The organism is Streptomyces sp. NPDC094143 (assembly GCF_040303825.1).
Classification (GTDB): domain Bacteria; phylum Actinomycetota; class Actinomycetes; order Streptomycetales; family Streptomycetaceae; genus Streptomyces.
This window is the reverse complement of the sequence record NZ_JBEOTZ010000064.1, coordinates 1-22,987: the sequence shown is the minus strand read 5'-3', so window position 1 is coordinate 22,987 and position 22,987 is coordinate 1. Positions and strand designations below refer to the sequence as shown.

The following is a 22,987-nucleotide window of genomic DNA, read 5'->3' as shown; positions in this document are numbered from 1 at the left end:
CCATCGGAGAACCGATGGACGGGGTATCAACATATCTGGCGTTGACTTTTGGCACGCTGTTGAGTTCTCAAGGAACGGTCGCTTCCTTTGTACTCGCCCTCTCGGGCTTTCCTCCGGGCGCTTCCCTTCGGTCTTGCGTTTCCGACTCTATCAGATCTTTTCTCGACCTGATCCCCAGTCAGTGGGGTTGTCTTCGCGGCTGTTGGGCCGTTCCGACGTGTCCAACCTTAGCGCGGTCTCTCGGCGATTCCAAAATCGATCCCGGTTCGGAGTCGATCAAGGCGGCGAGTCCCAATTCGAATTGAATTCGGGCGCACCGAAATCAACCCCGCTGGGAGCGATCTTGCTGATGGTTGGTGCCGCTGCTGCGGCGGAAGTGCTGTCGCAGAACCGTTACGTCTCCGCGGCAACCCGGAGAACTCTACGGATCCGACCGGGGGCTGTCAACCGTCCCCTGTCAAGATCTTTTGCGTGAGGGCCGGAGCGGCGTCAGTCCAGGTCGGACAGGCGCCCGCCGGCGTCCGGCTGGGCGTCCTCCACCCGGCGCAGCAGCCGCGTGAGCACCTCGCCCAGTGCCGTGCGCTCCACGGGGGACAGGTCCTGGAGCAGGTCCTCCTCGAAGACCGACGCCAGGCGCATCGCCTCCAGCCACTTCTCTCGCCCCTCGGATGTCAGCTCCACGATGACGCGGACGCGGTTCGTCTCGTCCCGTTCACGGGTCACCAGTCCTTCGCCGACCATGCGGTCGATCCGGTGAGTCATGGCGGCGGGGGTGAGACCGAGGCGCTTGGCGAGTTCACTGGGGCCCAGTCGGTAGGGGGCGCCGGAGAGGACCAGGGCCTTGAGGACCTCCCACTCGGCGTTACTGATGCCGAGGGCCGAGGTCTGACGGCCGTAGGCGACGTTCATGCGGCGGTTCAGGCGCGACAGGGCCGAGACGATCTGCTCGACCTGCGGGTCGAGGTCCTGGAACTCGCGCTGGTACGCGGCGATCTGCTCTTCGAGGGTCGGCTCGTCGGAGCCGGGGGTGTCGCCCATGGGCGCAGTATGGCACGGACCCTCTTTGCCTTGAAGTCCTTGGGTATGTACTCTTTAGCTTCGAAGTTTAGATTCGAAGTCTTCACTCCTAACTTGTGAGAGAGGTGAACGTGACCAGGGCGATGGGCGCGGCGATGCGCCGGATCCACGTGGGTAACGCACTCAGCGCGTTCGGGCTGGGCTTCACGGTCCCGTATCTGTACGTCTATGTGGCGCAGGTGCGGGGTCTGGGCGCCATGACGGCGGGTCTCGTGCTCGCCCTCTTCGCTGTGGCCGCGCTGGTGGTGCTGCCGTTCGCCGGGCGGGCCATCGTCCGGCGCGGCCCGCTGCCGGTGCTGCTCACCGCCCTGCTCACCGCCGCCGTCGGTGCGCTGACCCTGGGGATCTCGGGCAGCGCGGCGGCCGTGCTGATGTCGGCCTCGCTGCTGGGGGCCGGGCAGGCCGTGATGCAGCCGGCGCTGGCGACGATGATCGTGGACTGCTCGTCGGCGGAGACGCGGTCCCGGGCGTTCGCCACGCAGTTCTTCCTGCAGAACCTCGGGCTCGGCGTCGGCGGTCTCATCGGAGGCCACCTGGTCGACACCTCGAGCGCTGCCTCCTTCACGCTGCTCTTCGCGATCGAGGCGGCGATGTTCCTGCTGCTGGTCGTGGTGATGGCGACGGTGCGGATGCCGCACGCGCCGCGGATCGAGGGCGCGCCGGGCGCCTCGGGGCGGGGCAGCTGGAAGCAGTTGCTGGGCAACCGGGCCATGGTGCAGCTGTGCGTGCTGGGCTTCGTGCTCTTCTTCGCCTGCTACGGGCAGTTCGAGTCGGGACTGAGCGCGTACGGGGTCGAGGCGGCCGGGATATCGACGTCCGCTCTGGGGACGGCCCTCGCGGCGAACACCCTGGTGATCGTCGTCGCGCAGTTCGCCGTGCTGCGGTTCGTGGAGCGGCGCCGGCGTTCGCGCGTGATCGCGGCCGTGGGTCTGATCTGGGCCGTGGCGTGGGCGGTCGCCGGGTACGCGGGACTGGGGCATGGCAGCCAGGAGATGGCGACGGCCGCGTTCGTCTCGACGTACGCCCTGTTCGGGCTGGGGGAGACGATGCTGTCGCCGACCGTGGCGCCGCTGGTCGCGGATCTCGCGCCGGAGGGGATGGCCGGGCAGTACAACTCCGCGTTCGCGCTGGTCAAGCAGCTCGCGCTGGCCGTCGGGCCGGCGGTGGGCGGGCCTCTGGGGGCCTCGCTGCACGCGCCCTACATCGTGGCGTTCCTGGTGTTCTCGCTGGGGATCACGGTCCTTGCCGTGCGGTTGGGGCGGCAGCTGACCGACGTACAGGATCAGCCGTGGCTCGGGAAGAGCCGGGTCGTGACGCGGGGTGGGGCGCCCGTTTCCGCGGACGTCTGACCCGGTACCCCCTACGTCGCCTGGGCGCGCGGCAGGGCGAACTCGCACCAGACCGCCTTGCCGCCGCCGGGGGTGCGGCGGGAGCCCCAGCTGGACGCGATGGTGGCGACGATCGCGATGCCGCGGCCCGACTCGTCGCCCGGTTCCGCGCGGCGGCGTCTGGGGAGGTGGTCGTCGCCGTCGGTGACCTCGATGATCAGCCGCCGGTCGGTGCGGCGCAGGCGCAGGCGCATCGGCGGGGTGCCGTGCTGGAGCGAGTTGGCGACGAGTTCGCTCGTGGCGAGGACGCCGAGGTCGTGCAGATCGGCGGGGAAGCGCCAGCTGGTCAGGACGCCGGAGGCGAAGGCTCGCGCGCGGGGGGCCGCTTCGACGCCGCCGAGAAGTTCGAGCGCGGCGTTGCGGAAGAGCTCGCTCTCCGGGCCCGTGCGCGCGGGGTGCTGGAGGACCAGGACGGCCACGTCGTCGTCGTGGTCCGGGGTCACGCCGGCCGAGCGGACCAGGCGGTCGCAGACGACCTGGGGCGTGCCGGTGGCACCGGCCAGGGCGCGTTCCAGCGCGGCGATGCCCTCGTCGAGGTCCGCGTCCCGGCGCTCCACCAGGCCGTCCGTGTAGAGGACGGCCGTGGAGCCGGGGCTCAGGGGGATCGAGCCGGAGGTGTGCATCCAGCCGCCGGTGCCGAGCGGGGGGCCGGTGGGCTCGTCGGCGCGCAGGACCGTGCCGTTCTCGTCGCGGACGAGGATGGGGAGGTGGCCGGCCGAGGCGTAGACCAGCTTGCCCTCGTTCGGATCGTGGATGGCGTACGCGCACGTGGCGATTTGGTTGGCGTCGATCTCGGCCGCCAGGCCGTCGAGGAGCTGGAGCACCTCGTGCGGGGGCAGGTCGAGGCGGGCGTAGGCCCGGACCGCCGTGCGGAGCTGGCCCATGACGGCGGCCGCGCGGACGCCGCGGCCCATGACGTCGCCGATGACCAGGGCCGTACGGCCGCCGCCCAGGGTGATGACGTCGTACCAGTCGCCGCCGACCGCGGCTTCCGTGCCGCCGGGGTGGTAGGTGGCGGCGATGCGCAGGTCGTCCGGCTGTTCGAGCTCCTGGGGGAGCAGGGAGCGCTGGAGGGTGACGGCCGTCTCGCGCTGACGGCGTTCGCTGGCGCGCAGGCGTTCGGCGGCCTCGGCGTGGTCGGTGACGTCCGTGGCGAAGACCAGGACGCCCCGGCCGTCCGTGCCGCCCTTGCCGTCGCCCTGGGCAACCGGGGTGCAGGTGAAGGTGTAGGAGCGGCCGTCGGGGGCCTTGCGGGACTTCACCGTGCGCGGCCTGCCGCTGCGCTGGACCTGGTCCAGGAGCGGGAACAGGCCGAGCGCGTCCAGTTCGGGCAGGGCCTCGCGGGCGCGTTCACCGAGGGGGCGTACGCCGAAGGCGGTGGTGTAGGCGTCGTTGACGTAGGCGATGCGGTGGTCGGGGCCGTGAACCAGGGCGACGAGGGACGGGACGCGGTCGAGGACCTCGCGCACCCGCAGCTCGTCGACGGCGGGTACGGGCGGGGTCTCACCGGTCAGTTGTTCGGCACGGGCGGCGGGTACGGAACCGTCCCCCCGCCGGTCCGGGGCGGCCGTCTGCTCGGTCCGCGCCGCGGCGCGGCGCTGCGTTCCGGGGAGCCGGGCGCTCCAGCGCGTGAAGTTCACGAATCCTTGCCTCGTGTAGTCGTCGGCGGCCGGCACCGGAACCGGCCGGGGCCCCGGAGGACCCGCACCGGGGCGAGCCGTGGCTCACCCGTGGTGGTGGACCAGTCTGGCAGTGCGCGGACCGGACCGACATCCGTCAGACGCCGGGCCGGCCGGAGGAGTTCCTGGGTCCGGTCAGGACGACCCCTTCGGGTTGCGCGGGGGATCCTGGGAAGGCTTTCCACCGGCCGCGAGTTCGAACTCCGCCCGGGGGTGTTCGAGTGAACCGAGGGAGACGATCTCCCGTTTGAACAGGCCGCCCAGGGTCCATTCGGCGAGCACCCGGGCCTTGCGGTTGAAGGTGGGCACGCGGCTGAGGTGGTACGCGCGGTGCATGAACCAGGCGGGGTAGCCCTTGAGCTTGCGCCCGTAGACGTGGGCGACGCCCTTGTGCAGGCCGAGGGAGGCCACGGAGCCGGCGTAGGCGTGTTCGTACGTCTGGAGGGGTTCGCCGCGCAGGGTGTGGACGATGTTGTCGGCGAGGACCCTCGCCTGGCGGAGGGCGTGCTGGGCGTTGGGGGCGCACTCGCGGCCCGGTTCGGCGGCGGTGACGTCGGGCACGGCGGCGGCGTCTCCGGCCGCCCACGCGTGCGTGGTGCCCTCGATCGACAGTTCCGGTGTGCACCTGAGGCGTCCGCGGCCGTTGCGCGGGAGGTCGGTGGCGGCGAGCACCGGGTGGGGTTTCACGCCGGCCGTCCAGACGACCGTACGGGTGGGGAAGCGGGCACCGTCGCTGAGGACGGCGACCCGGTCGGCGCAGGACTCCAGGCGGGTGCGCAGGCGGACGTCGATGTTGCGGCGGCGCAGTTCGGTGACGGTGTAGCGGCCCAGTTCCTCGCCGACCTCGGGAAGGATGCGGTCCGAGGCCTCGACGAGGATCCATTTCATGTCCTCGGGCTGGACGTTGTGGTAGTACCGCGCGGCGTAGCGGGCCATGTCCTCCAGTTCGCCGAGGGCCTCCACGCCCGCGTAGCCGCCCCCGACGAAGACGAAGGTGAGGGCCGCGTCGCGGATCGAGGGGTCGCGGGTGGAGGAGGCGATGTCCATCTGCTCGATCACGTGGTTGCGCAGGCCGATGGCCTCCTCGACCGTCTTGAAACCGATGCCGTGGTCGGCGAGGCCGGGCACCGGCAGGGTGCGCGAGACGGATCCGGGGGCGAGCACGAGGTGGTCGTAGGCGAGGTGCTGTCCGCCCGTGCCCTCCTCCTCGGTGGCGAGGGTGGTGATGGTGGCGGTGCGCTTGCCGTGGTCGACGGCGGTGGCCTCGCCGATGAGGACGCGGCACCGGTCGAGGACGCGGCGCAGCGGCACGACGACGTGGCGGGGTGAGATGGCGCCCGCGGCGGCCTCGGGGAGGAACGGCTGGTAGGTCATGTACGGGTCGGGGGTGACGACCGTGATCTCGGCCTCGCCCCGGTCCAGTTCCCGTTTCAGTCTGCGCTGCAGGCGCAGGGCCGTGTACATCCCGACGTAGCCGCCACCGACAACGAGAATGCGCGCACGTTCCTTCACCATCCCATGACGCACCCGCCGCTTGCGTTTGTCCACAGCCTCGACGAATTGTGTGACCGGAGCGGGCGGGGGCGCGGAGTTGGCCGGATTAGCGGGCTCCGGCGCGTTCACGCAGGTCAGCGTGGGTAGTCCGGGGGGCGTGCGGGGGCACATTCGGGACGTATGCGACCCGTACTCCGATCGGTGGGCGCTCCGTGCGGAACCTGCCCCTTCTGAATTGACTCCCTCTCAACTATGTTCGTGTGTCGACGGGGTGTAGGGGGATGTGCTCACCGGGTCCGCGACGGGCGGGCCGCGGAACCGGGCCTGTTCCCCCGTCCCGGCATCGAATGGCGGGGAGAGTCTCCGGGGGGAGACGTCATTACCGGGGGAATGTCTATGCATGTTCAGGATTCTCATTGGTCGTCCGCATCCGCCCTTGCCGCGGGTGGCGCGACGATGAGCGCGGCGGGCAACGGACGCGCGGACGGGGCGCGGACCACGCCGCTGCGCGTGGACGCCCAGCGCAATCTGGAGCACGTGCTGCGTGCGGCGCGCGAGGTCTTCGGCGAGCTGGGTTACGGCGCGCCGATGGAGGACGTCGCGCGGCGCGCGCGGGTCGGTGTGGGCACGGTGTACCGGCGGTTCCCGAGCAAGGACGTCCTGGTACGGCGGATAGCCGAGGAGGAGACCTCCCGGCTGACCGACCAGGCGCGGGCGGCGCTCGGGCAGGAGGACGAGCCGTGGTCGGCGCTGTCGCGCTTCCTGCGCACGTCGGTGGCGTCGGGCGCCGGGCGGCTGCTGCCGCCGCAGGTGCTGCGGGTCTCGGTCGGGGAGGACCAGACCGGCGGTGCGCGGGTGCCGCAGCAGCGGACCCAGCCCGCCGAGCTGCGGCTGGTGCCGGAGGAGCCGGTGGCGGTCGCCTCGGTCCCCGCGCCGGAGGACGACACCGGGGCGTCGGCGCTGCTGGAGGTCGTCGGCCAGCTCGTGGAGCGGGCCCGGGCGGCGGGTGAGCTGCGGGCGGACGTGTCCGTGTCGGACGTCCTGCTGGTGATCGCGACGGCCGCGCCCTCGCTGCCGGACGCGGCCCAGCAGCAGGCGGCGTCGGCACGGCTGCTGGACATCCTGCTGGAGGGTTTGCGGTCGCGTCCGGCGTGAGCGGCTTCGGACCGTGACTTCGCCGGAGGGCCCGGCCGACACGTTCGGGCCGGGCCCTCCGGCCTTTCGGCCCTCTGGGCAGGGGGGCAGGCGAGCAGGATCGCGACGGCTTCGGTCGTGGACGTCTCGCCGGGAGCGGGGTGATCGCGTCCGAGCGCCTGGCCCTCGGACGCGACCGGTAGCGCTCGTTCGACCACTGGCGTCCGGTCGACCACCGGCGCCCGGTCAACCACCGGTGCCCGATCGACCACGCCCCCCGCTCGGCCTCCAGCCCCGGACGGCACCTCCAGCCCCGGACGGCCTCCAGCCCCGGGGCGAAGGGGAAGCCTCGCTGGAGCGAGGGGAGCCCTGGAGCGAAGAGGGACCCTTCCCCGGACGCGCGGTGGTCAGTACTCGCGTGCGGGAAAACCCCACGGACGAGTGACGGTCCGAACTCCGGGATTCCGGCCGGGAGCCGCTGTGGCACGCTGACCCGGTGGTCTGGACGGGTACGGCGGCTGGCGGGGGCGTTCCGCGATGAGCGTTGACGGGCGGGACGAGTCGAACGGCACCGGAAACGGCGGGGATGCCACGGCCGACGGCCCGGTTCCACCGCAGGTGCCCAACCAGGGCGGGCGAGGGAGCGTTCCGGCCGGCGGACGTTCCGCCGAGGAGTCGGTCCCGGCCCAGCGCGACCGGCGCGAGGACGGGGGGCTGCCGCCGCGCGATGTGCCGCCGTCCGACGCCGACCTCATCGACCGGATGCGCGCGGGCGACGACACGGCGTACGAGGAGCTGTACCGGCGCCACGCCCAGGCCGTGCGCCGGTACGCCCGCACCTGCTGCCGGGACGCCCACACCGCGGACGACCTGACGGCCGAGGTCTTCGCCGGCATGCTCCAGGCCGTCCGCGGCGGCTCCGGACCCACCCACGCGGTCCGCGCCTACCTGCTCACCTCGGTCCGGCGCGTCGCCGCCTCCTGGACGCGGTCGGCGCGGCGCGAGCAACTGGTCGACGACTTCGCCGTGTTCGCCGCCCAGTCCGCGCGCGGCCGGGACGCGTCCGACGACGACACGCTCGGCCTGGGCGCGGACGTACGGGCCATGCACGAGGCCGAGCAGTCCATGGCCATGCGCGCGTTCCGGTCGCTGCCCGAGCGCTGGCAGGCCGTGCTCTGGCACACCGAGGTCGAGGACGAGTCCCCCAGCGAGGTCGCCACGCTCTTCGGTCTGGACGCCAACGGCACGCGCGTGCTGGCCAGCCGCGCCCGTGAGGGCCTCAGGCAGGCCTACCTCCAGGCCCACGTCAGCGCCACGCTCACCGCCGACGAGGAGTGCGCGCGCTACGCCGACCGGCTCGGCACCTACGCCCGCGGCCGGCTGCGCACCCGGGCCGAGCGGGGGCTGCGCGAGCACCTGGAGGAGTGCGCCAAGTGCCGCCTGGCCGCGGGCCAGATCGCGGAGGTCGCCGGCGGCATCCCGGCCGTCGTACCGGTGGCCGTCATCGGCTGGTTCGGTGCCGCCGGATACGCCAAGGCGGCCGGGCTCATCGCCGGGGGTACCGGTGCGGGAGCCGCCGGTGCCGCGGGGGCGGCCGCGGCGGCGGGTGCTTCGTCCGGGGCGTCGGGGGCCGGTGCGTCCGGCGGGGCGGCAGGCGGCTCCTCCGGTGGGGCCGGTGGCGGTGCGGCGGCCGCCGAAGGGGTCGGTGCGCCGGCCAAGGCCGGTATCGCGGCCGGAGTGGTGGCCGTCGGGGTCGCGGCGGCGGTGGTGCTGGCCCTGGCCGGCAACGACAAGCCCGGGCAGGAGGCCAGGCCGGCGCCGTCGTCCCCGCCGCCCTCGTCGGTCGTGCGGCCCGGCGAGCCGACGCCCGACCCGCCTCGGCGGGAGCCCGGGCCGCGCCCGCCGGCCCTCTTACCCGTGGGCGCCGGGACGCCCGCGCCGACACCGAGCACGAACACCACCCCCGACCCGGCCGCGTCCCAGACGCCGGCTCCACGGCCCACCCGGCCGCCCGCGCCCCCGCGTCCGGCGTCCCCGGCGCCCCCTGCGCCCTCCACGCCCGCCCCGACGCCCACGCCCACTCCGCCGCCCCCACCACCGCCGCCCGCCCCGGCCGTCTACCAGTGGAGCGACCTGGCGTACGACGTCACCGGCGACGGCACCGCGCCGGAGATGCGGATCCGTTCGAGCAGCTGGGTCTGGAAGCGGTCCGCTCTGTCGGTCGGCGGGCAGCGGTACGCGCACGGCGTCACCGTGCACGGCACCTCCTCCGTCACCATCGACCTCAACCGCTCCTGCTCCTCCTACGACGCGGTCGCCGGCGTCGACGACATGACGCTGAAGCACGGCAAGGTGTCCTTCTCCGTCCACGCCGACGGCGTCCGGCTGTGGCGGTCCGGGCCGGTCGAGGGCGGCGACCCGGACGTCCCCGTCCACGTGAACCTCACCGGCCGCAGCACCGTCCGGCTGGTGGTGGAGCCGCGCGGCGCCCTGGACGGCCTGACTCTGGCGGACTGGGCGGAGTCGAAATTCACCTGCCGCTAGCGCCGGCTGCGTACGCGCGGATGGCCTCGCCCAGCTCGCTCAGGACGTCCTGAGCCGTGAGGGCCGCGCCCGAGGCCCGCTCCGCCGCGCACCGTACGGCGCCCAGCGCGACGCGGGCGGCGGCCTCCGCGCGTTCCGCGTGGGCGCGTTCCGGCATGGGGCGGGGGCGGCAGGAGCGCCAGTGGTCGCCGGTGCCGAGCAGCCGGGCCGCGCGCGGGAAGTCGCCGAGCCTGGCCAGCAGGACGGCCGCCGCGTCCACCACACCGGCCCGGACGGCGTCGGAGCACCGCTTGTCCACGGCCTCGCGCAGCGCCTCGGCCAGCTTGGCCAGCGCGGGCTCCGGCCCGGACTCGTCCGCGACGATCATGGCGTCGACCAGGTGCAGCATGACCGTGAACTGGGGCGGCGGTGTCCCCAGCAGGGTCTCCGCCCGCGCCTCCTCGCACAGGGTGCGCGCCAGTGCGGTGTGTCCGCCCTCGTTCTCCATCTGCGCGCTCAGCAGCCGCACGAACGCCTTGGAGTCGGCCACGCCGTACCGCTCGGCCGCGGCGTTCGCCTCGTCCAGGGCCTTCGCCGCGGCCAGCCGGTCCCCCGCCCGGTAGGCGATCTCGGCGAGCCGGGCCTTGAGGAACGGCGCCTCGGCGAACGCGCCGACCTCGTAGGCCAGCCGCAGGGCCTCCTGATACTCGCCCTCCGCCTCCTCGAAACGGCTGCGCGCCATGGCCGCCTCGCCGGCCGCACCGCACACCTGGGCCCGCAGCCAGCGGTCACCGACGCGGCGGCTGAGGACGCGCAGCTCCGCGAGGTCGTCGTCGACGCCCTCCAGGTCGCCGGGGGCGTCGACCACCATGTGCGTTCGGAACATCAGGGCGACGGCGAGCTCCCAGTCGCCGCCGTGGGCGCGGCAGTTGGCGACGGCAGCGTCCATGACGGCCCGGGAGGTGCGCTGCACGTCCATGTGGGCGGAGATGATCGGGCAGATCAGCCCCGGGATCCGGGCCGCATGGGGTCCGCCGTCCGCGAAGTGGTCCCACACCCGCTCCGCGTACGCCCGCCGCTCCTCGAAGTAGGTGTTCATGGGCGTGGTCTCGGTCAGGTAGAACAGGTGCAGCATCCGCACGTCCATACGCACGGCGTGCAGCGGATGCCGCGCCTCCCCCTCCGGCGCGGCAAGGAAGTGGTCGACGGGGTCGGGCAGCCCGGGCCCGCCCCTGGACGAGGGATCGGCGCCGGTGTCGAGCGCCACGCCCAGCCCCAGGATGCGCCCGAGCCACTCCAGGCCTTCGTGGCGGTAGTTGCGCAGCCACCAGAACCAGCCCATGGCCAGGGCGAGGGCGGCGGCCTCCTCCTCGTCGCCGGCCGTCAGGGCCCGGTCGAGGGCGGCGCGGATGTTGTCCAGCTCGGTCTCCAGGCGGGCGATCCACGGCAGCTGGGCGGCGGAGCGCAGCAGCGGGTCGGCGCGTTCGACGAGGGCGCGCGCCCACGCGCGGTGCCGGAGCTCGGCCGCGGCGCGCAGGCGTGGCGCCTCGGCCGCGCGCTCGGCGGCGTACTCGTGGATGGTCTCCAGCATCCGGTAGCGCATGCCGGGGGAGCCGTCGTCCCGCGCCGGGGCGGCCACGACGAGGGACTTGTCGACGAGGGACCCGAGCAGCTCGGCGACGGGCCCGCTGCACACGGCTTCCGCCGCCGCGAGGTCCCAGCCGCCGGTGAAGACGGACACCTCGCGCAGCACCGTGCGCTCGGCTTCGTCGAGCAGGTCCCACGACCAGTCGACGACGGCGCGCAGGGTCTGCTGACGGGGCAGGACCGTACGGCTTCCGGAGGTGAGGAGGCGGAAGCGGTCGTCGAGACGGTCGGCGATCTGGCGGGGGGTGAGCAGCCGGAGCCGGGCGGCCGCCAGTTCGATGGCGAGCGGCAGCCCGTCCAGCCGCCGGCAGATCTCCGCCACCGCCGGCTCGTCACGGAGCACGTCCCGCGCGTCGGGACGGACGGCGGCGGCCCGCTCCGCGAACAGCCGGCGGGCCTGGTCGGGGCGCAGGGGCCCGACCGGGCGCACCACCTCGCCCGGCACGCCCAGGGGTTCACGGCTGGTGGCGAGGATCGTCAGACCCGGGCAGCGGGTCAGCAGCGTCTCGGCGAGGTGGGCGGCGGCGCCGATGACATGCTCGCAGTTGTCGAGGATCAGCAGGAGGCCGCGCGGGGCGCAGTACTCCACGAGCAGGGCGACGGGGTCGTCCTGCAGGGCCGTGAGCTCGCTGGTCATCAGCACGGTCTCGCGCAGGCCGAGCGCGCTGACCATGGCTCCCGGCACCGCCTCGGGCCGGTCGAGCGGGGCGAGCTCGACGAGCCACGCCTGTGGCAGCCCGGCGGCGGCCTCCTCGGCGAGACGGGTCTTGCCGGAGCCGCCCGGTCCGGTGAGGGTGACGAGCCGGGCCCTGCGCACATCGGAACGGAGGGCGTCGATCTCGGGTTCCCGCCCGACGAACGACGTCAGCCGGGGCCGGAGGTTGCCGAGGCGCTCGGGCCGCTCGGGCTCCGGCCGGGGTGTCGCGTCCTGCCCGCCCCCGGCGAGCAACTCGGCGTGCAGGGCCCGCAGTCGCGGCCCAGGATCGGTGCCGAGGCCGTCGGCCAGAGCGTGGCGGGCGGTCTCGTAGGCGGCGAGGGCATCGGCCGCACGGCCGGCGTCGCGCAGGGCGCGGATCAACAGGGCGTGCAAGGGCTCGTCGTACGGGTGTACGGCCGTGAGCTCGCGCAGTTCCGGTACGACGTCCTGGGCACGGCCCAGCCGGAGACGGGCCTCGGCCCTGGCCCGGGTCGCCTCCAGCCGGGCCGCTTCCGGGCGAGCTGCGGCGGAACGGTCGGGGAGGTCGGCGAGGGCAGGGCCGTGCCAGAGGGCGAGGGCGTCGTCGAGGAGCCGTTCCGCGCGGGCGGGGTCGTCGGCGGTGAGGGCGTCCGTGCCCTGGCGGAGGAGCCGTTCGAAGACGAAGAGGTCGATGTCGTCGCGCGCGGCCGCGAGCCGGTAGCCGCCGGGCTCCAGGGTCACGGCGTCCTTGCCGAGTGCCCGGCGGAGCCGGGCGACCAGGGCCTGGAGGGCGGCGGGGGCGTCCTGGGGCGGATCGTCGGCCCAGACCTCGTCGATCAGGGTCCGCGATGGCGTGACGCGCCCGGGGCGCAGGGCGAGGGCGGTGAGCAGGGCGCGCAGGCGGGGACCGCCGACGGGTACGACGGTACCGTCCTCGTCCGCTGCCGTGGTGACGCCCAGGATTCTGTACCGCACGGGATCATTGTCGCTGGGGTTCGTGTGAGGGCCCGGTTTTTTTCCGGGGGCATTACCGGGTGGAGCACCCAAGTCCGCAGCTGTGTCGGACCGACCGCCCGCAGCCAGGGCCCCACTTCGGCGGAAGCCGGGACGCGCCCGCACCCGCCGGACGACGCAAGGGGCCGTGCCGGGGGGTGTCCGCCCGCAGCGGTTGGCGCGTCAACGAACAGTCAGTCGGCACGCAACCCCATCACGCCGTTCCGAGGACGGACACCCCCCGGCGCGGCCCCGACCCACCAACGGCAAGCAGGCGCGACCACACGCTCCGGCAGGAACCCGGAACAGGCATTCTCGGGGGCAGGAACTCGGGGCAGAACGGACCGTTACCCCCGCCGCCCCCCGGCCGCCCCCGCCCCCAACGCCCCCCGCTGCGGCGCGATCCCCGCCGGTACCGCTCGCTGGCGGGCCGGCGTGCCCGTCCAGCACGTGCCGCGGCGGGCCAGCAGCCGGCGCAGCCACAGTTCCAGGGAGACCAGGTCCGCCAGGCCGTCCAGGGGCAGCGGCTCACCCGCCGCCGCGCCGCGCAGCGCCTTGCGGACCACCCGCGCCTCGACCAGCCCCGCCTCCGCCAGCAGCGGTGTGTCGAACAGCGCGACCAGCGAATCCGCCGCCACCCGCAACCCCGTACGCGCCACCGCGGTCGCCGTCGCCTGGCTGGGCGCGCCCCACCCGGCCGGCAACTCCCGTACCCCGGCCCCCTCCAGCACCGTACGCAGCACCGCCGCCCGCGCCCCCGGCCGCACCCGCAGCGCCTCCGGCAGCGCCCGCGCCGCCCGCACCACCTGGTTGTCGAGGAACGGCGCGTGCAGCCGCTGGAAGCGGATCTCCGCGGCCTGCTCCAGCACCCGCAGGTCCGCCGCGTGCCGGGCCAGCGCCGCCCGCGCGCGGAAGTCGCCCGGCCGCTGCCCGGGCCCGACCAGCTCCGACCGGTGTGTCGACGCCTGAAGGCGAACCGATACTTCAGCGAGCGCCTCACCGGTCAGCCAGCGCGCCGCCGGCCCGGGTCTGCCCCAGCTCAGCGCCGCGAGGGAGGCCTCCACCGCCCCGCCGGGCGCGTCGAGCCCGTCGTCCGACCGGAGATCGAGGAGACGCTCGGCGAGGGACTCCAGACCCGACCGGTACGGCGTACGGGACAACCTCCGTGCCGCCGCGTACACACGCGCGGGGACGAGCACCGACCCGTCCGCCTTGGCCAGCGCCGCGACCGGCCGCACGAGATGACGCCGCCGGCGGTCCAACAGCAGGTCGGCCAGGCGCGCGGGGTGCGCGTCCAGCACCTGCCGCGCCCCGTACCCGGTGAAGTGGTCCGCGCTGCCCGCCGCCAGCCGGGCACGGTGCCGCGCCGCCGTCACCAGGCACGCCCCGGGTTCGTCCGTCAGGGGGCCGTCCAGGTCGGCGTACGGCAGGGTCTCCTCGCCGCCCGTCACGACCACGTGGTGCAGCCGCGGGTTCGCCGCCAGCGCCCCGGCCCGCTCCAGTTCGGCCTCCCGCCCGCCGACGGCCAGGTCGTTGAAGGTGACCGCCAGCAGCCGCTCGCCCGCGCCCGTGCCGTGCCCGAGCACCGTGCCCGGCATCCCGGGCAGCCCCGCGGCCAGCAGCGCCAGCGTCCCCGAGGCAGGGCCGCCGGACAGGTCGGCCCCGATGCCCGGCACCGGCATCCCGCGAGCGGCGCGCCGTTCGGCGGGTCCCATGCCGGGCACGGGCCCGGGGTCGATGTCCGCCCCGGGGACGTGCCGCGGAGCGGACAGCCGTGTCCGTACGGCCTCGACGAGCGCGTCGCGCACGGCGTCGACCGCGCTGTCGGGATCGGCCGGAGGGGCGGCGACCGCGAGCGAGGCGACCGGCTCGTACCCGGCGATCTCCCGCGCCCCGGCGCGCAGGATCAGCGCGTGCCCCGGCGGAATCCGCTTCACGCCGTCGTACGGCGTCGAGTCGTGGAGCGCGGCGGGCACGTCAGGGGCGGCCAGCAGCGCGGCGAGGTGCCCGAAGTCGAGGTTGGCCTCGATGAGGTCGGCCAGCGGCAGGGCGGCCGTCGCGTAGGCCGTGCCGCCGGCCCAGGGCGTGTAGAACACCGGCCGCGCGCCCGCGAGATCACCGCAGACGGTGATCCTCCTGCCGACCTGCACGATCGCGGTGTAGCTGCCCGGCCAGGCGGTCAGATGCCGAAGTGCCCCGCCGCGCGCGGCGAACAGCGCGACACGCAACTGCTCGTCGGTGGCGCCGCAGATCCCGAGCACGGCGATGCGCGTGCGCTCGTCGGCCTTCACGACCCGCACCTCGTCGGGTCGCCAGTCGCCCACGGCCCACAGCGGATCGGGGTCGCCCCACAGCAGTTGGGACCCCACCGGGTGCAGGGTCTCCCCGTCGTGCCCGGTGGCCCCCGCCGAACCGGCAGCGACGGCTCCCGCGGCGGTGCTGCTCCATCCCACCAACCACCGCATCGCCGCCTCCACAGACTGTGGACAACCAGTGCACCGTACGAACCGGTTCACCATGCTGCCATGAAGGAAGCGCCCCAGCGGGTGCCCGCGCCGCTTGCGCTCCGCCGAATGCGCCCCGGCGGAGCCGCCGACGCCCCGGGGTGAGTCCCGAACTCCCGTACGTGGCAAGACGGCACGGCCGCCCCGGGGCCGCCCCGGGGTGAGGAGGAAACTCGAACAGAGAGGAAGAGAAAGGAAAAGAAGAAGGACTCGACCGCGACACCGCTACGCGACCATCCGGCCACGGGGCAAGGCATACGAGCGACACGTCACCGGTACGACTGCGACGCGAATGCGCCCCCGATACGCGCCCCAAACACGCCCAACGCGCCCTCAACTGCCGTGGTCGGAGCCGCGAAAGCCCTCGCTTACCGGGGTCGATTTTCAGCCAAATCGCCGATACGCACGCAGCATCGAACACGCTCCGTACAGGCTCGGCACGGCGTCACCCGGTCGCGCAGTCCGGGAGACGGAGCACGCCTCCCGGACCGTTCCGCCGCCCGCGGGGATGAAGGCGGCAGTGTCCCCCAGCCCACTGGATCCAGTACAGCGGGCCGACCCACGCACGGGCCATGGAACCGCTCCCGCGATGGCCGGAGAAAGGCGCACGGCCGGGCGCACGGCCACACAACGGGAGCACGCCGCAACTGCCCGTATCTGAGCCGCACTTCAGTACGGACCACAATCCCGCCAACCGGAAGAATGCCCCTTAACGCTTGGGATGCGGCGAACTACGCTGGGTTTACGAATGCCGCACGGTTATGCCAGCGCGGCAGCCGTCTGTGTCGAGGGGTGGCGCATGTCCAGGGAGCAACGCGGGCCGAACGAAAAACTCGGCGCCGTTCTCGCCCTCGCGGGAATCAGCAACGCAGGCCTCGCGCGGCGCGTCAACGATCTTGGCGCACAGCGGGGACTGACACTTCGCTACGACAAGACGTCGGTGGCGCGCTGGGTGTCGAAGGGCATGGTGCCCCAGGGTGCGGCCCCGCACCTCATCGCCGCAGCCATCGGCCAGAAGCTCGGCCGCCCGGTGCCGCTCCACGAGATCGGCCTGGCGGACGCGGACCCCGCCCCCGAGGTCGGTCTCGCCTTCCCGCGCGACGTCGGCCTGGCGGTGAAGTCCGCGACGGAGCTGTACCGCCTCGACCTCGCCGGCCGCCGCGCCGGCGCCGGCGGCATCTGGCAGTCGCTCGCCGGATCGTTCGCGGTGAGCGCATACGCGACGCCCGCCTCGCGGTGGCTGATAACCCCGGCCGACAGTTCGGTCGCGCGTGAAGTGGGCCCCGGCGAGGGCTCCGGCGCACCGCTCAAAGTCGGCCACAGCGATGTGCAGAAGCTGCGGGAGGCCGCCGAGGACGCGCGGCGCTGGGACTCCAAGTACGGCGGCGGCGACTGGCGTTCGTCCATGGTCCCCGAGTGCTTGAGGGTGGAGGCCGCGCCTCTCCTCCTCGGCTCCTACTCCGACGAGGTAGGCCGGGCCCTGTTCGGCGCCTCCGCCGAACTCACCCGCCTCGCCGGCTGGATGGCCTTCGACACGGGCCAGCAGGAAGCGGCCCAGCGCTACTACATCCAGGCCCTGCGCCTGGCCCGGGCGGCGGCCGACGTCCCCCTCGGGGGTTACGTGCTGGCCTCCATGTCCCTCCAGGCCACCTACCGCGGCTTCGGCGACGAGGGCGTGGACCTCGCCCAGGCCGCCCTGGAGCGCAACCGCGGACTGGCCACGGCCCGCACCATGAGCTTCTTCCGCCTCGTCGAGGCCCGGGCACACGCGCGTGCGGGCGACGCCCAGGCCGCCGGCGGGTCCCTGAAGGCGGCCGAGAGCTGGCTGGAACGGGCCCGCCCCGGCGACAACGACCCGAGCTGGCTCGGCTTCTACTCCTACGACCGCTTCTGCGCCGACGCGGCCGAGTGCTACCGCGACCTCAAGGCGCCCCGCCAGGTCCGCCGCTTCACCGAGCAGGCGCTGTCGAAGCCGACGGAGGAGTTCGTGCGCTCCCACGGCCTGCGCCTGGTCGTCTCCGCGGTCGCCGAACTGGAGTCGGGCAACCTGGACGCGGCGTGCGAGCAGGGGGTGCGGGCGGTGGAGGTCGCCGGGCGCATCTCCTCGGCCCGCACGACGGAGTACGTGAAGGACCTCCTGCACCGTCTGGAGCCGTACGGCGACGAGCCCCGGGTGGTCGAGCTCCGCGAGCGCGCCCGGCCACTGCTGATGACCCCCGCCTAGGCGCCCGCGCGGTGCCGCCGTCTCCGCGTTTGAAGGCACTGTCAGTGGCGCAGTGCACTATCGAGGTGGGAGGTGGCGCCGGTGAGGCTCGCACACGACGCTGACGTGCTGGTGATCGGCGGCGGGATCGTCGGCCTGTCGACGGCGTACGCCATCACACGCGCCGCACCGGGCACCCGGGTCACGGTCCTGGAGAAGGAGCCCGGCCCCGCCCGGCACCAGACGGGCCGCAACAGCGGCGTCATCCACAGCGGCGTCTACTACCGCCCCGGCTCCCTCAAGGCACGCTACGCGGTGCGCGGGGCGGCCGAGATGGTCAAGTTCTGCGCCGAGTACGGCATCCCCCACGCCGTCACCGGCAAGCTGATCGTCGCCACCGACCGGTCGGAGCTCCCCCGCCTGCACGCACTGGTGCAGCGCGGCCGGGAGAACGGCATCCCGGTGCGCGAGCTGGGCGCGTCCCAGATCCCGGAGTACGAGCCGGAGGTGCGCGGCCTGGCCGCGATACACGTCGGCACGACGGGCGTCTGCGACTTCGTCGCGGTCGCGCGCCAGCTGGCCCACGGCTCGGGCGCGGAGATCCGCTACGGCACGAGAGTGGTCCGGGTGGACCGCCGGCCCGAGCGGGGAGTCGCCGTGCTCACCGCCGCGGGCGACATCGTCCGCGGCCGCGTCCTGGTCAACTGCGCCGGGCTGTACTGCGACGCGATCGCCCGGCTCACCGGGGACGACCCGGACGTCCGGATCGTGCCGTTCCGGGGCGAGTACTACGAGCTGGCCCGGCCGGAGCTGGTGCGGGGCCTGGTCTATCCCGTGCCCGATCCGGCGTTCCCCTTCCTCGGGGTGCATCTCACCCGGGGCATCGACGGCGGGGTCCACGTCGGACCCAACGCGGTACCGGCGCTGGCCCGCGAGGGCTACGGCCGCGCCACGGTCCGCCCCGACGAGCTGGCCTCGACCCTGGCCTGGCCGGGCTCCTGGCGGATCGCCCGGCGGCACTGGCGGTACGGGGCGGGGGAGCTGCGGCGGTCCCTGTCCAAGAGGGCGTTCACGGAGGCGGTGCGCCGACTGCTGCCCGGGGTCTGCGAGGACGACCTGGTACCGACGGCGGCGGGCGTGCGCGCACAGGCCGTCCTGCGGGACGGCACGCTGGTCGACGACTTCCTCATCCGCGAGGGCCCCCGAACGGTCCACGTCCTGAACGCACCGTCCCCCGCGGCCACGGCATCCCTGCCGATCGGCAGGGAGGTGGCCCGCAGAGCGTTGAGCGCGCTGTGAGCGTCGCGCGCCGCCACTGCCCCGGCGGGGCGTCACACAGTCGCCCGCGGCGGCAGCCCAGACGGTCCCGCACCCGCCGGACGACGCACGGGCCGTGTCGGGGGGTGTCCGCCCGCAGCGGTTGGCGCGTCAACGCCAGTCAGTCGGTGAAGAGGCCCATCGCGCCGTTCCGAGGACGGACACCCCCCGGCGCGGCCCCGACCCACCCCGGCGCGAAGGCGAAGGCCCACCCCCACCCCCGCCGGGAAGGCGAAGCCCCCGCCCCACCACCGGCGAGAAGGCGCACGCACGCGCACCCCCACCGTCAGGCGCACCCCACCGTCAGGCGCACCCCCGCCCACCCCCACCCCACCCCGTAAAATCGACCCCACTGTGTCTGACTCCGCGAACTCCCCCGAACCCCCGCACCCCCACACCCCCGGTGCCCTCCGGCGCACCCGGGCCAAGGGAGAGCCGCGCTTCCCCGACGGGCCGAAGGCCGACCCCGCCGGGTCGCACTTCGAGCGGCGGATCCGGAGTTTCCAGCCGCGGCGCAGCCGCGTCACTGCCGGTCAGGCGGACGCCCTGCAGCGCCTGTGGTCCAAGTGGGGCCTGGACATCGACGGCAGCCGGACCCTCGACCTGCCCGACCTGTTCGGCAACGACAACCCCGTCGTCCTGGAGATCGGCTTCGGCATGGGCGAGGCCACCGCCCAGATGGCCGCCGCCGACCCCGGCACCAACATCCTCGCGGTCGACGTCCACACCCCCGGCCAGGGCAACCTCCTGAACCTCGCCGACCGCAACGGCCTGTCCAACATCCGCGTGGGCAACGGCGACGCGATCATCCTGCTCCGCGAGATGCTGACCCCGGACTCCCTCGACGGCCTGCGCGTCTACTTCCCCGACCCCTGGCCCAAGAAGCGGCACCACAAGCGAAGGCTGATCCAGCCCGAGTTCCTCTCCCTCGCCGCGACTCGCCTCAAGCCGGGCGCGATCCTGCACTGCGCGACCGACTGGGAGGACTACGCCGAACAGATGCTCGACGTGCTCACGGCACATCCCGACTTCGAGAACACGCAGGCAGACGGCGGATTCGCGCCGCGTCCCGACTTCCGGCCGCTGACCCGTTTCGAGGGCCAGGGACTGGACAAGGGACATGTCGTGAACGACCTCCTCTTCCGCCGCGTACCACACGCGGACCAGTCCCCCGCCGGCGTCTGACCGCACGCACCGCACCACACCGCCCTGGCACCACACCGCCTGCGGACAGCGCCCCTCCGTCGTTAGGGTCAATGCCGTGGCCACCTGCCCCCCACACCCGTCGTACCCCAGCGCTCCCACCGACGGCGCCCCCACCGCCGGCCCGCTGCGGCACGCCCACTGGTGGCAGCACCCCTGGGTGCGCTACGGCGCCCCCACCGCGCTCCTCGCGATATCCGGCCTGGTCATCCTCGCCCTGGTCCGCGAGGAGACCGGCACGGAGGGCTTCCTGGTCGGGCTCGGCCTGGCGCTCCTCCCGGTGCCCCTGCTCATCGCCTCGTTCCGCTGGCTGGACCGCGTCGAACCGGGCCCCTGGCGCAACCTGGTGTTCTCCTTCGCCTGGGGCGCCTGCGCGGCGGCGCTGATAGCGATCGTCGCGAACAGCTTCGCCACGAGATGGATAGCGACGGCGACCGCGGACCCGTCCAGCGCGGACACGCTGGGGGCGACCGTGATAGCGCCGGTCGTCGAGGAGACGGCCAAGGCGGCGGCCGTCCTCCTGGTCTTCCTCTTCCGCCGCCGCGACTTCACCGGCATCGTCGACGGCGTGGTCATAGCCGGTGTCACCGCGACCGGCTTCGCCTTCACGGAGAACATCCTCTACCTGGGCACCGCCTTCGGCACCGACCAGCTCACCGGCGGCAGCGGCATCGCCTCCGTCACGGCGGCGACCTTCTTCGTCCGCATCATCATGTCGCCGTTCGCGCACCCGCTGTTCACGGTCCTGACCGGCATCGGCTTCGGCGTCGCCGCGCTCACGGCGGACCGCCGGCGCCTCCGCCGCGCCGCCTTCCCGCTCGCCGGGCTGCTGCTGGCGATGGGCATGCACGCGATGTGGAACGGCTCGTCGACGTTCGGCGAGTACGGGTTCTTCGCCGTGTACGCGGCGTTCATGGTGCCGATCTTCGGACTGCTGACGTGGCTGGTGATCTGGACGCGGCAGCGGGAGCTGCGCACCGTACGGACGGAGCTGCCCGCCTACGCGGCCGCGGGCTGGCTGGCCCCGGCCGAGCCGCACGCGCTGGGTTCGATGCGGGCGCGCCGGATCGCCCGCCAGTACGCCCGCCGGCACGCCGGGAAGACGGCGGCACGGGAGGTGGCGCGGTACGAGGCGTACGCGACGTCGCTCGCCTTCCTGCGGCACCGGGCCCGCCGCGGCGGCGCCGGGCCCGACTTCGCCGCACGGGAGATGGAACTGCTCGCCGCACTGTGGCGCCGCCGGGAGGAGGCCCGCCCGGCCCTGGACCACGCGGCCCGGATCACGGCCCCTCCGATGCCGGCGACGCCCCCGCCGTGGCCGGCTCCCGGGACGTACGGCCCCGGCGGCCATGCCCACGCCCACACACACGGCCACGCCCACACGCACGGCCACGCGCACGCGTACGGCCACGCGCACGTGTACGGCGAGGCCCCCGCATACGGCCGGCCGGCCGGCTACGCCCCTCAGCCCACGCCCTACCCGGCGTACAACCCCTACAGGTCCTGACACCCGGCACGGAAGAAAAGAACCGGCAGCCCTGACGTCGGGGGGTCGTCGTCAGGGCTGCCGGTGCTTCTTCTGGCGTTCGCCGCCGCGTTCGCCTCGTCCGCCGCTTAGGGGTTGAGTCCCTTGCCCCGCAGCCAGGCCATCGGGTCGATGCCGCTGCTGGAGCCGGCTGCGTGGACCTCCAGGTGCAGGTGCGCCCCGGTGACGTTGCCGGTGGCGCCGACGCGGCCGATGACGTCACCCGTGCTGACCTTCTGGCCGACGCTGACGCCGATGGACGACTGGTGCGCGTACCAGATCTCGGTGCCGTCCTCCAGGGTGAGGACGGTCTTGTAGCCGTACGAGCCGTTCCAGCCGGCCTCGGTGATGGTGCCGCTGTGGACCGCCTTGATCGGCGTGCCCGTGGGGGCGGCGAAGTCGAGGCCGGTGTGGTAGCCGGAGGACCAGTAGGCGCCGGCCTGGCCGAAGCTGGAGGTGATGGTGTACGAGGAGGTCGGCAGCGTGTACTGCTTGGCGAGGGCGGCGAGCCGCTCGGCCTCGGCCTTCTTGCGGGCCTCTTCCTCGGCCTTCCGCTTGGCCTCGGCGGCCTTGGCCTTGGCTTCCTTCTCCGCCTTGGCGGCGGCCTCGGCGGCGGCCTTCTCCGCGGCGGCCACGGCTTCCTCGGCGGCCTTGGTCTCGATCTGGTCCTGCTGGTGCTCGACCTGGGCCATGATCCGGGCGCGCAGGGCCTCGCCGGCCCCGGAGCCGCTCTGGTCGGTGTCCGCCGCGGCCGCGGCGAGGTCGCTGAGCGGGGTGGCGGAGCCTTCGGGGGTGTCGTCGTCCGAGATGAGGGAACCCACCGAGGGAAGGTCCGGTACGGAGATCGACACGGGCGGCTTGCCGGTCTGCGCACTGGCCATGCCGCCGGCGCCCACGGCGGCTATGACGCCGACGCCCAGGACGGTGGAGCTGCGGGCGAGCCCTCCGCCGCGCTGCTTGGTGACGCGATGCCGGCCACGGACGGGACGGATGGACTCCGCGGTGGGGTTCCACTCCTGGAACGGGCCCTCGTCGGTGCGCTGACCGCCGTAGAAGACTTCGGTGTCGCGCTGGTCCGGCGCGAACGGGGCCGCGGGGGCAGGCCGGTTGGACGCCACGTGGGCGTACTCCTTTCCTTCCTTCTCGCCTACCGGGTTAGCTGACGGGTTCGGAGCAGGAAGGTCTCCTACGCGCGTATACAGACCGTGCTTCCACGGCGGCATCCGCCCGATTCACCCCAAGTGGTGGTTCCCCGGTTCCCTTTCGGGATTCGGCGCGTGCGCACGGAGCCGCCTTCTGTGACGGCTGGGACGACCGCGCTGCGTTATCGAACGTTAATGGAGGCGCGGTGCGTATTCCAGCGATTCCGCTTGATCATTAACCTTTTTCACGCGGACGTACCTGCCATGACCGGCTCAAATCGGGCGAGTTGGCCGCCTCTCAAGCGACTCAAGGGATTTGACGGTGTGTCAGTTGTTATGCGGAGCGGGAGGATTCGCTCACCGTGCGTAAGGGGGGATCGGGTAAAGCACCGAGGGCCGGAACCCTTTCGGATTCCGGCCCTCGGCCTTCAGTAGCGGGGACAGGATTTGAACCTGCGACCTCTGGGTTATGAGCCCAGCGA

Annotated in this window: 13 protein-coding genes and 1 riboswitch; of the genes, 7 read left to right on the top strand and 6 right to left on the bottom strand. The window is 73.6% G+C overall.

Annotated elements, in window-relative coordinates; translation table 11 throughout:
• Positions 1 to 489 precede the first annotated feature (489 nt).
• A complete protein-coding gene (locus tag ABTZ58_RS37805) occupies positions 490 to 1,038 on the bottom strand; it encodes a MarR family winged helix-turn-helix transcriptional regulator (protein ID WP_094057511.1) in 549 nt (182 codons plus the stop codon).
• Between the two features lie 122 nt (positions 1,039 to 1,160).
• On the opposite strand from ABTZ58_RS37805, the gene ABTZ58_RS37800 reads away from it, so the two are divergent.
• Positions 1,161 to 2,426 carry an MFS transporter gene (locus ABTZ58_RS37800; protein WP_351367330.1) on the top strand — a complete coding sequence of 422 codons (1,266 nt, stop codon included), beginning with the start codon at positions 1,161 to 1,163 and terminating at the stop codon, positions 2,424 to 2,426.
• Between the two features lie 11 nt (positions 2,427 to 2,437).
• On the opposite strand, the gene ABTZ58_RS37795 is transcribed toward ABTZ58_RS37800, so the two are convergent.
• Together ABTZ58_RS37795 and ABTZ58_RS37790 are read right to left on the bottom strand one after the other, a co-directional pair.
• Positions 2,438 to 4,105 (bottom strand): ATP-binding SpoIIE family protein phosphatase, encoded by a 1,668-nt coding sequence (locus ABTZ58_RS37795; RefSeq protein WP_351367326.1) that lies wholly within the window; start codon positions 4,103 to 4,105, stop codon positions 2,438 to 2,440.
• A gap of 174 nt (positions 4,106 to 4,279) precedes the next feature.
• Positions 4,280 to 5,659 (bottom strand): NAD(P)/FAD-dependent oxidoreductase, encoded by a 1,380-nt coding sequence (locus ABTZ58_RS37790; protein ID WP_351367323.1) that lies wholly within the window; start codon positions 5,657 to 5,659, stop codon positions 4,280 to 4,282.
• A 375-nt stretch (positions 5,660 to 6,034) separates the two neighbouring features.
• Between ABTZ58_RS37790 and ABTZ58_RS37785 the strand changes: the two genes are divergently transcribed.
• Complete coding sequence (locus ABTZ58_RS37785) at positions 6,035 to 6,793, top strand: TetR/AcrR family transcriptional regulator (RefSeq protein ID WP_351367320.1); 759 nt, start codon at positions 6,035 to 6,037, stop codon at positions 6,791 to 6,793.
• A 516-nt stretch (positions 6,794 to 7,309) separates the two neighbouring features.
• On the top strand, positions 7,310 to 9,316 hold the full coding sequence (locus ABTZ58_RS37780; RefSeq protein WP_351367317.1) for a sigma-70 family RNA polymerase sigma factor: 2,007 nt from the start codon (positions 7,310 to 7,312) through the stop codon (positions 9,314 to 9,316).
• On the opposite strand, the gene ABTZ58_RS37775 is transcribed toward ABTZ58_RS37780, so the two are convergent.
• Together ABTZ58_RS37775 and ABTZ58_RS37770 are read right to left on the bottom strand one after the other, a co-directional pair.
• Entirely contained in the window at positions 9,303 to 12,593 is a 3,291-nt protein-coding gene (locus ABTZ58_RS37775; protein WP_351367315.1) for an AfsR/SARP family transcriptional regulator, read from the bottom strand. The genes ABTZ58_RS37780 and ABTZ58_RS37775 overlap by 14 nt on opposite strands.
• 365 nt (positions 12,594 to 12,958) lie before the next feature.
• Positions 12,959 to 15,076 carry an asparagine synthase-related protein gene (locus ABTZ58_RS37770; RefSeq protein WP_351367312.1) on the bottom strand — a complete coding sequence of 706 codons (2,118 nt, stop codon included), beginning with the start codon at positions 15,074 to 15,076 and terminating at the stop codon, positions 12,959 to 12,961.
• An 838-nt stretch (positions 15,077 to 15,914) separates the two neighbouring features.
• Between ABTZ58_RS37770 and ABTZ58_RS37765 the strand changes: the two genes are divergently transcribed.
• The 4 genes from ABTZ58_RS37765 (at position 15,915) to ABTZ58_RS37750 (ending at position 21,345) form a co-directional block, all read left to right on the top strand.
• The gene (locus tag ABTZ58_RS37765) at positions 15,915 to 17,339 is read left to right on the top strand and encodes an NsdA family TPR-like regulatory protein (RefSeq protein WP_351367309.1); all 1,425 of its coding nucleotides are present in this window, start codon (positions 15,915 to 15,917) and stop codon (positions 17,337 to 17,339) included.
• Between the two features lie 72 nt (positions 17,340 to 17,411).
• Positions 17,412 to 18,617 (top strand): L-2-hydroxyglutarate dehydrogenase, encoded by a 1,206-nt coding sequence (lhgD, locus tag ABTZ58_RS37760; RefSeq protein WP_351367306.1) that lies wholly within the window; start codon positions 17,412 to 17,414, stop codon positions 18,615 to 18,617.
• A gap of 372 nt (positions 18,618 to 18,989) precedes the next feature.
• Positions 18,990 to 19,820, top strand: a complete 831-nt coding sequence (gene trmB / locus ABTZ58_RS37755) for a tRNA (guanosine(46)-N7)-methyltransferase TrmB (protein WP_351367303.1) — start codon at positions 18,990 to 18,992, stop codon at positions 19,818 to 19,820.
• Positions 19,821 to 19,896: 76 nt separating this feature from the next.
• A complete protein-coding gene (locus tag ABTZ58_RS37750; RefSeq protein ID WP_351367300.1) occupies positions 19,897 to 21,345 on the top strand; it encodes a PrsW family intramembrane metalloprotease in 1,449 nt (482 codons plus the stop codon).
• Between the two features lie 107 nt (positions 21,346 to 21,452).
• Here ABTZ58_RS37750 and ABTZ58_RS37745 read toward each other — a convergent pair whose 3' ends face one another.
• Complete coding sequence (locus ABTZ58_RS37745) at positions 21,453 to 22,481, bottom strand: M23 family metallopeptidase (protein ID WP_351367297.1); 1,029 nt, start codon at positions 22,479 to 22,481, stop codon at positions 21,453 to 21,455.
• 11 nt (positions 22,482 to 22,492) lie between these two features.
• Positions 22,493 to 22,649: riboswitch (cyclic di-AMP (ydaO/yuaA leader) on the bottom strand.
• Positions 22,650 to 22,987: the final 338 nt, after the last annotated feature.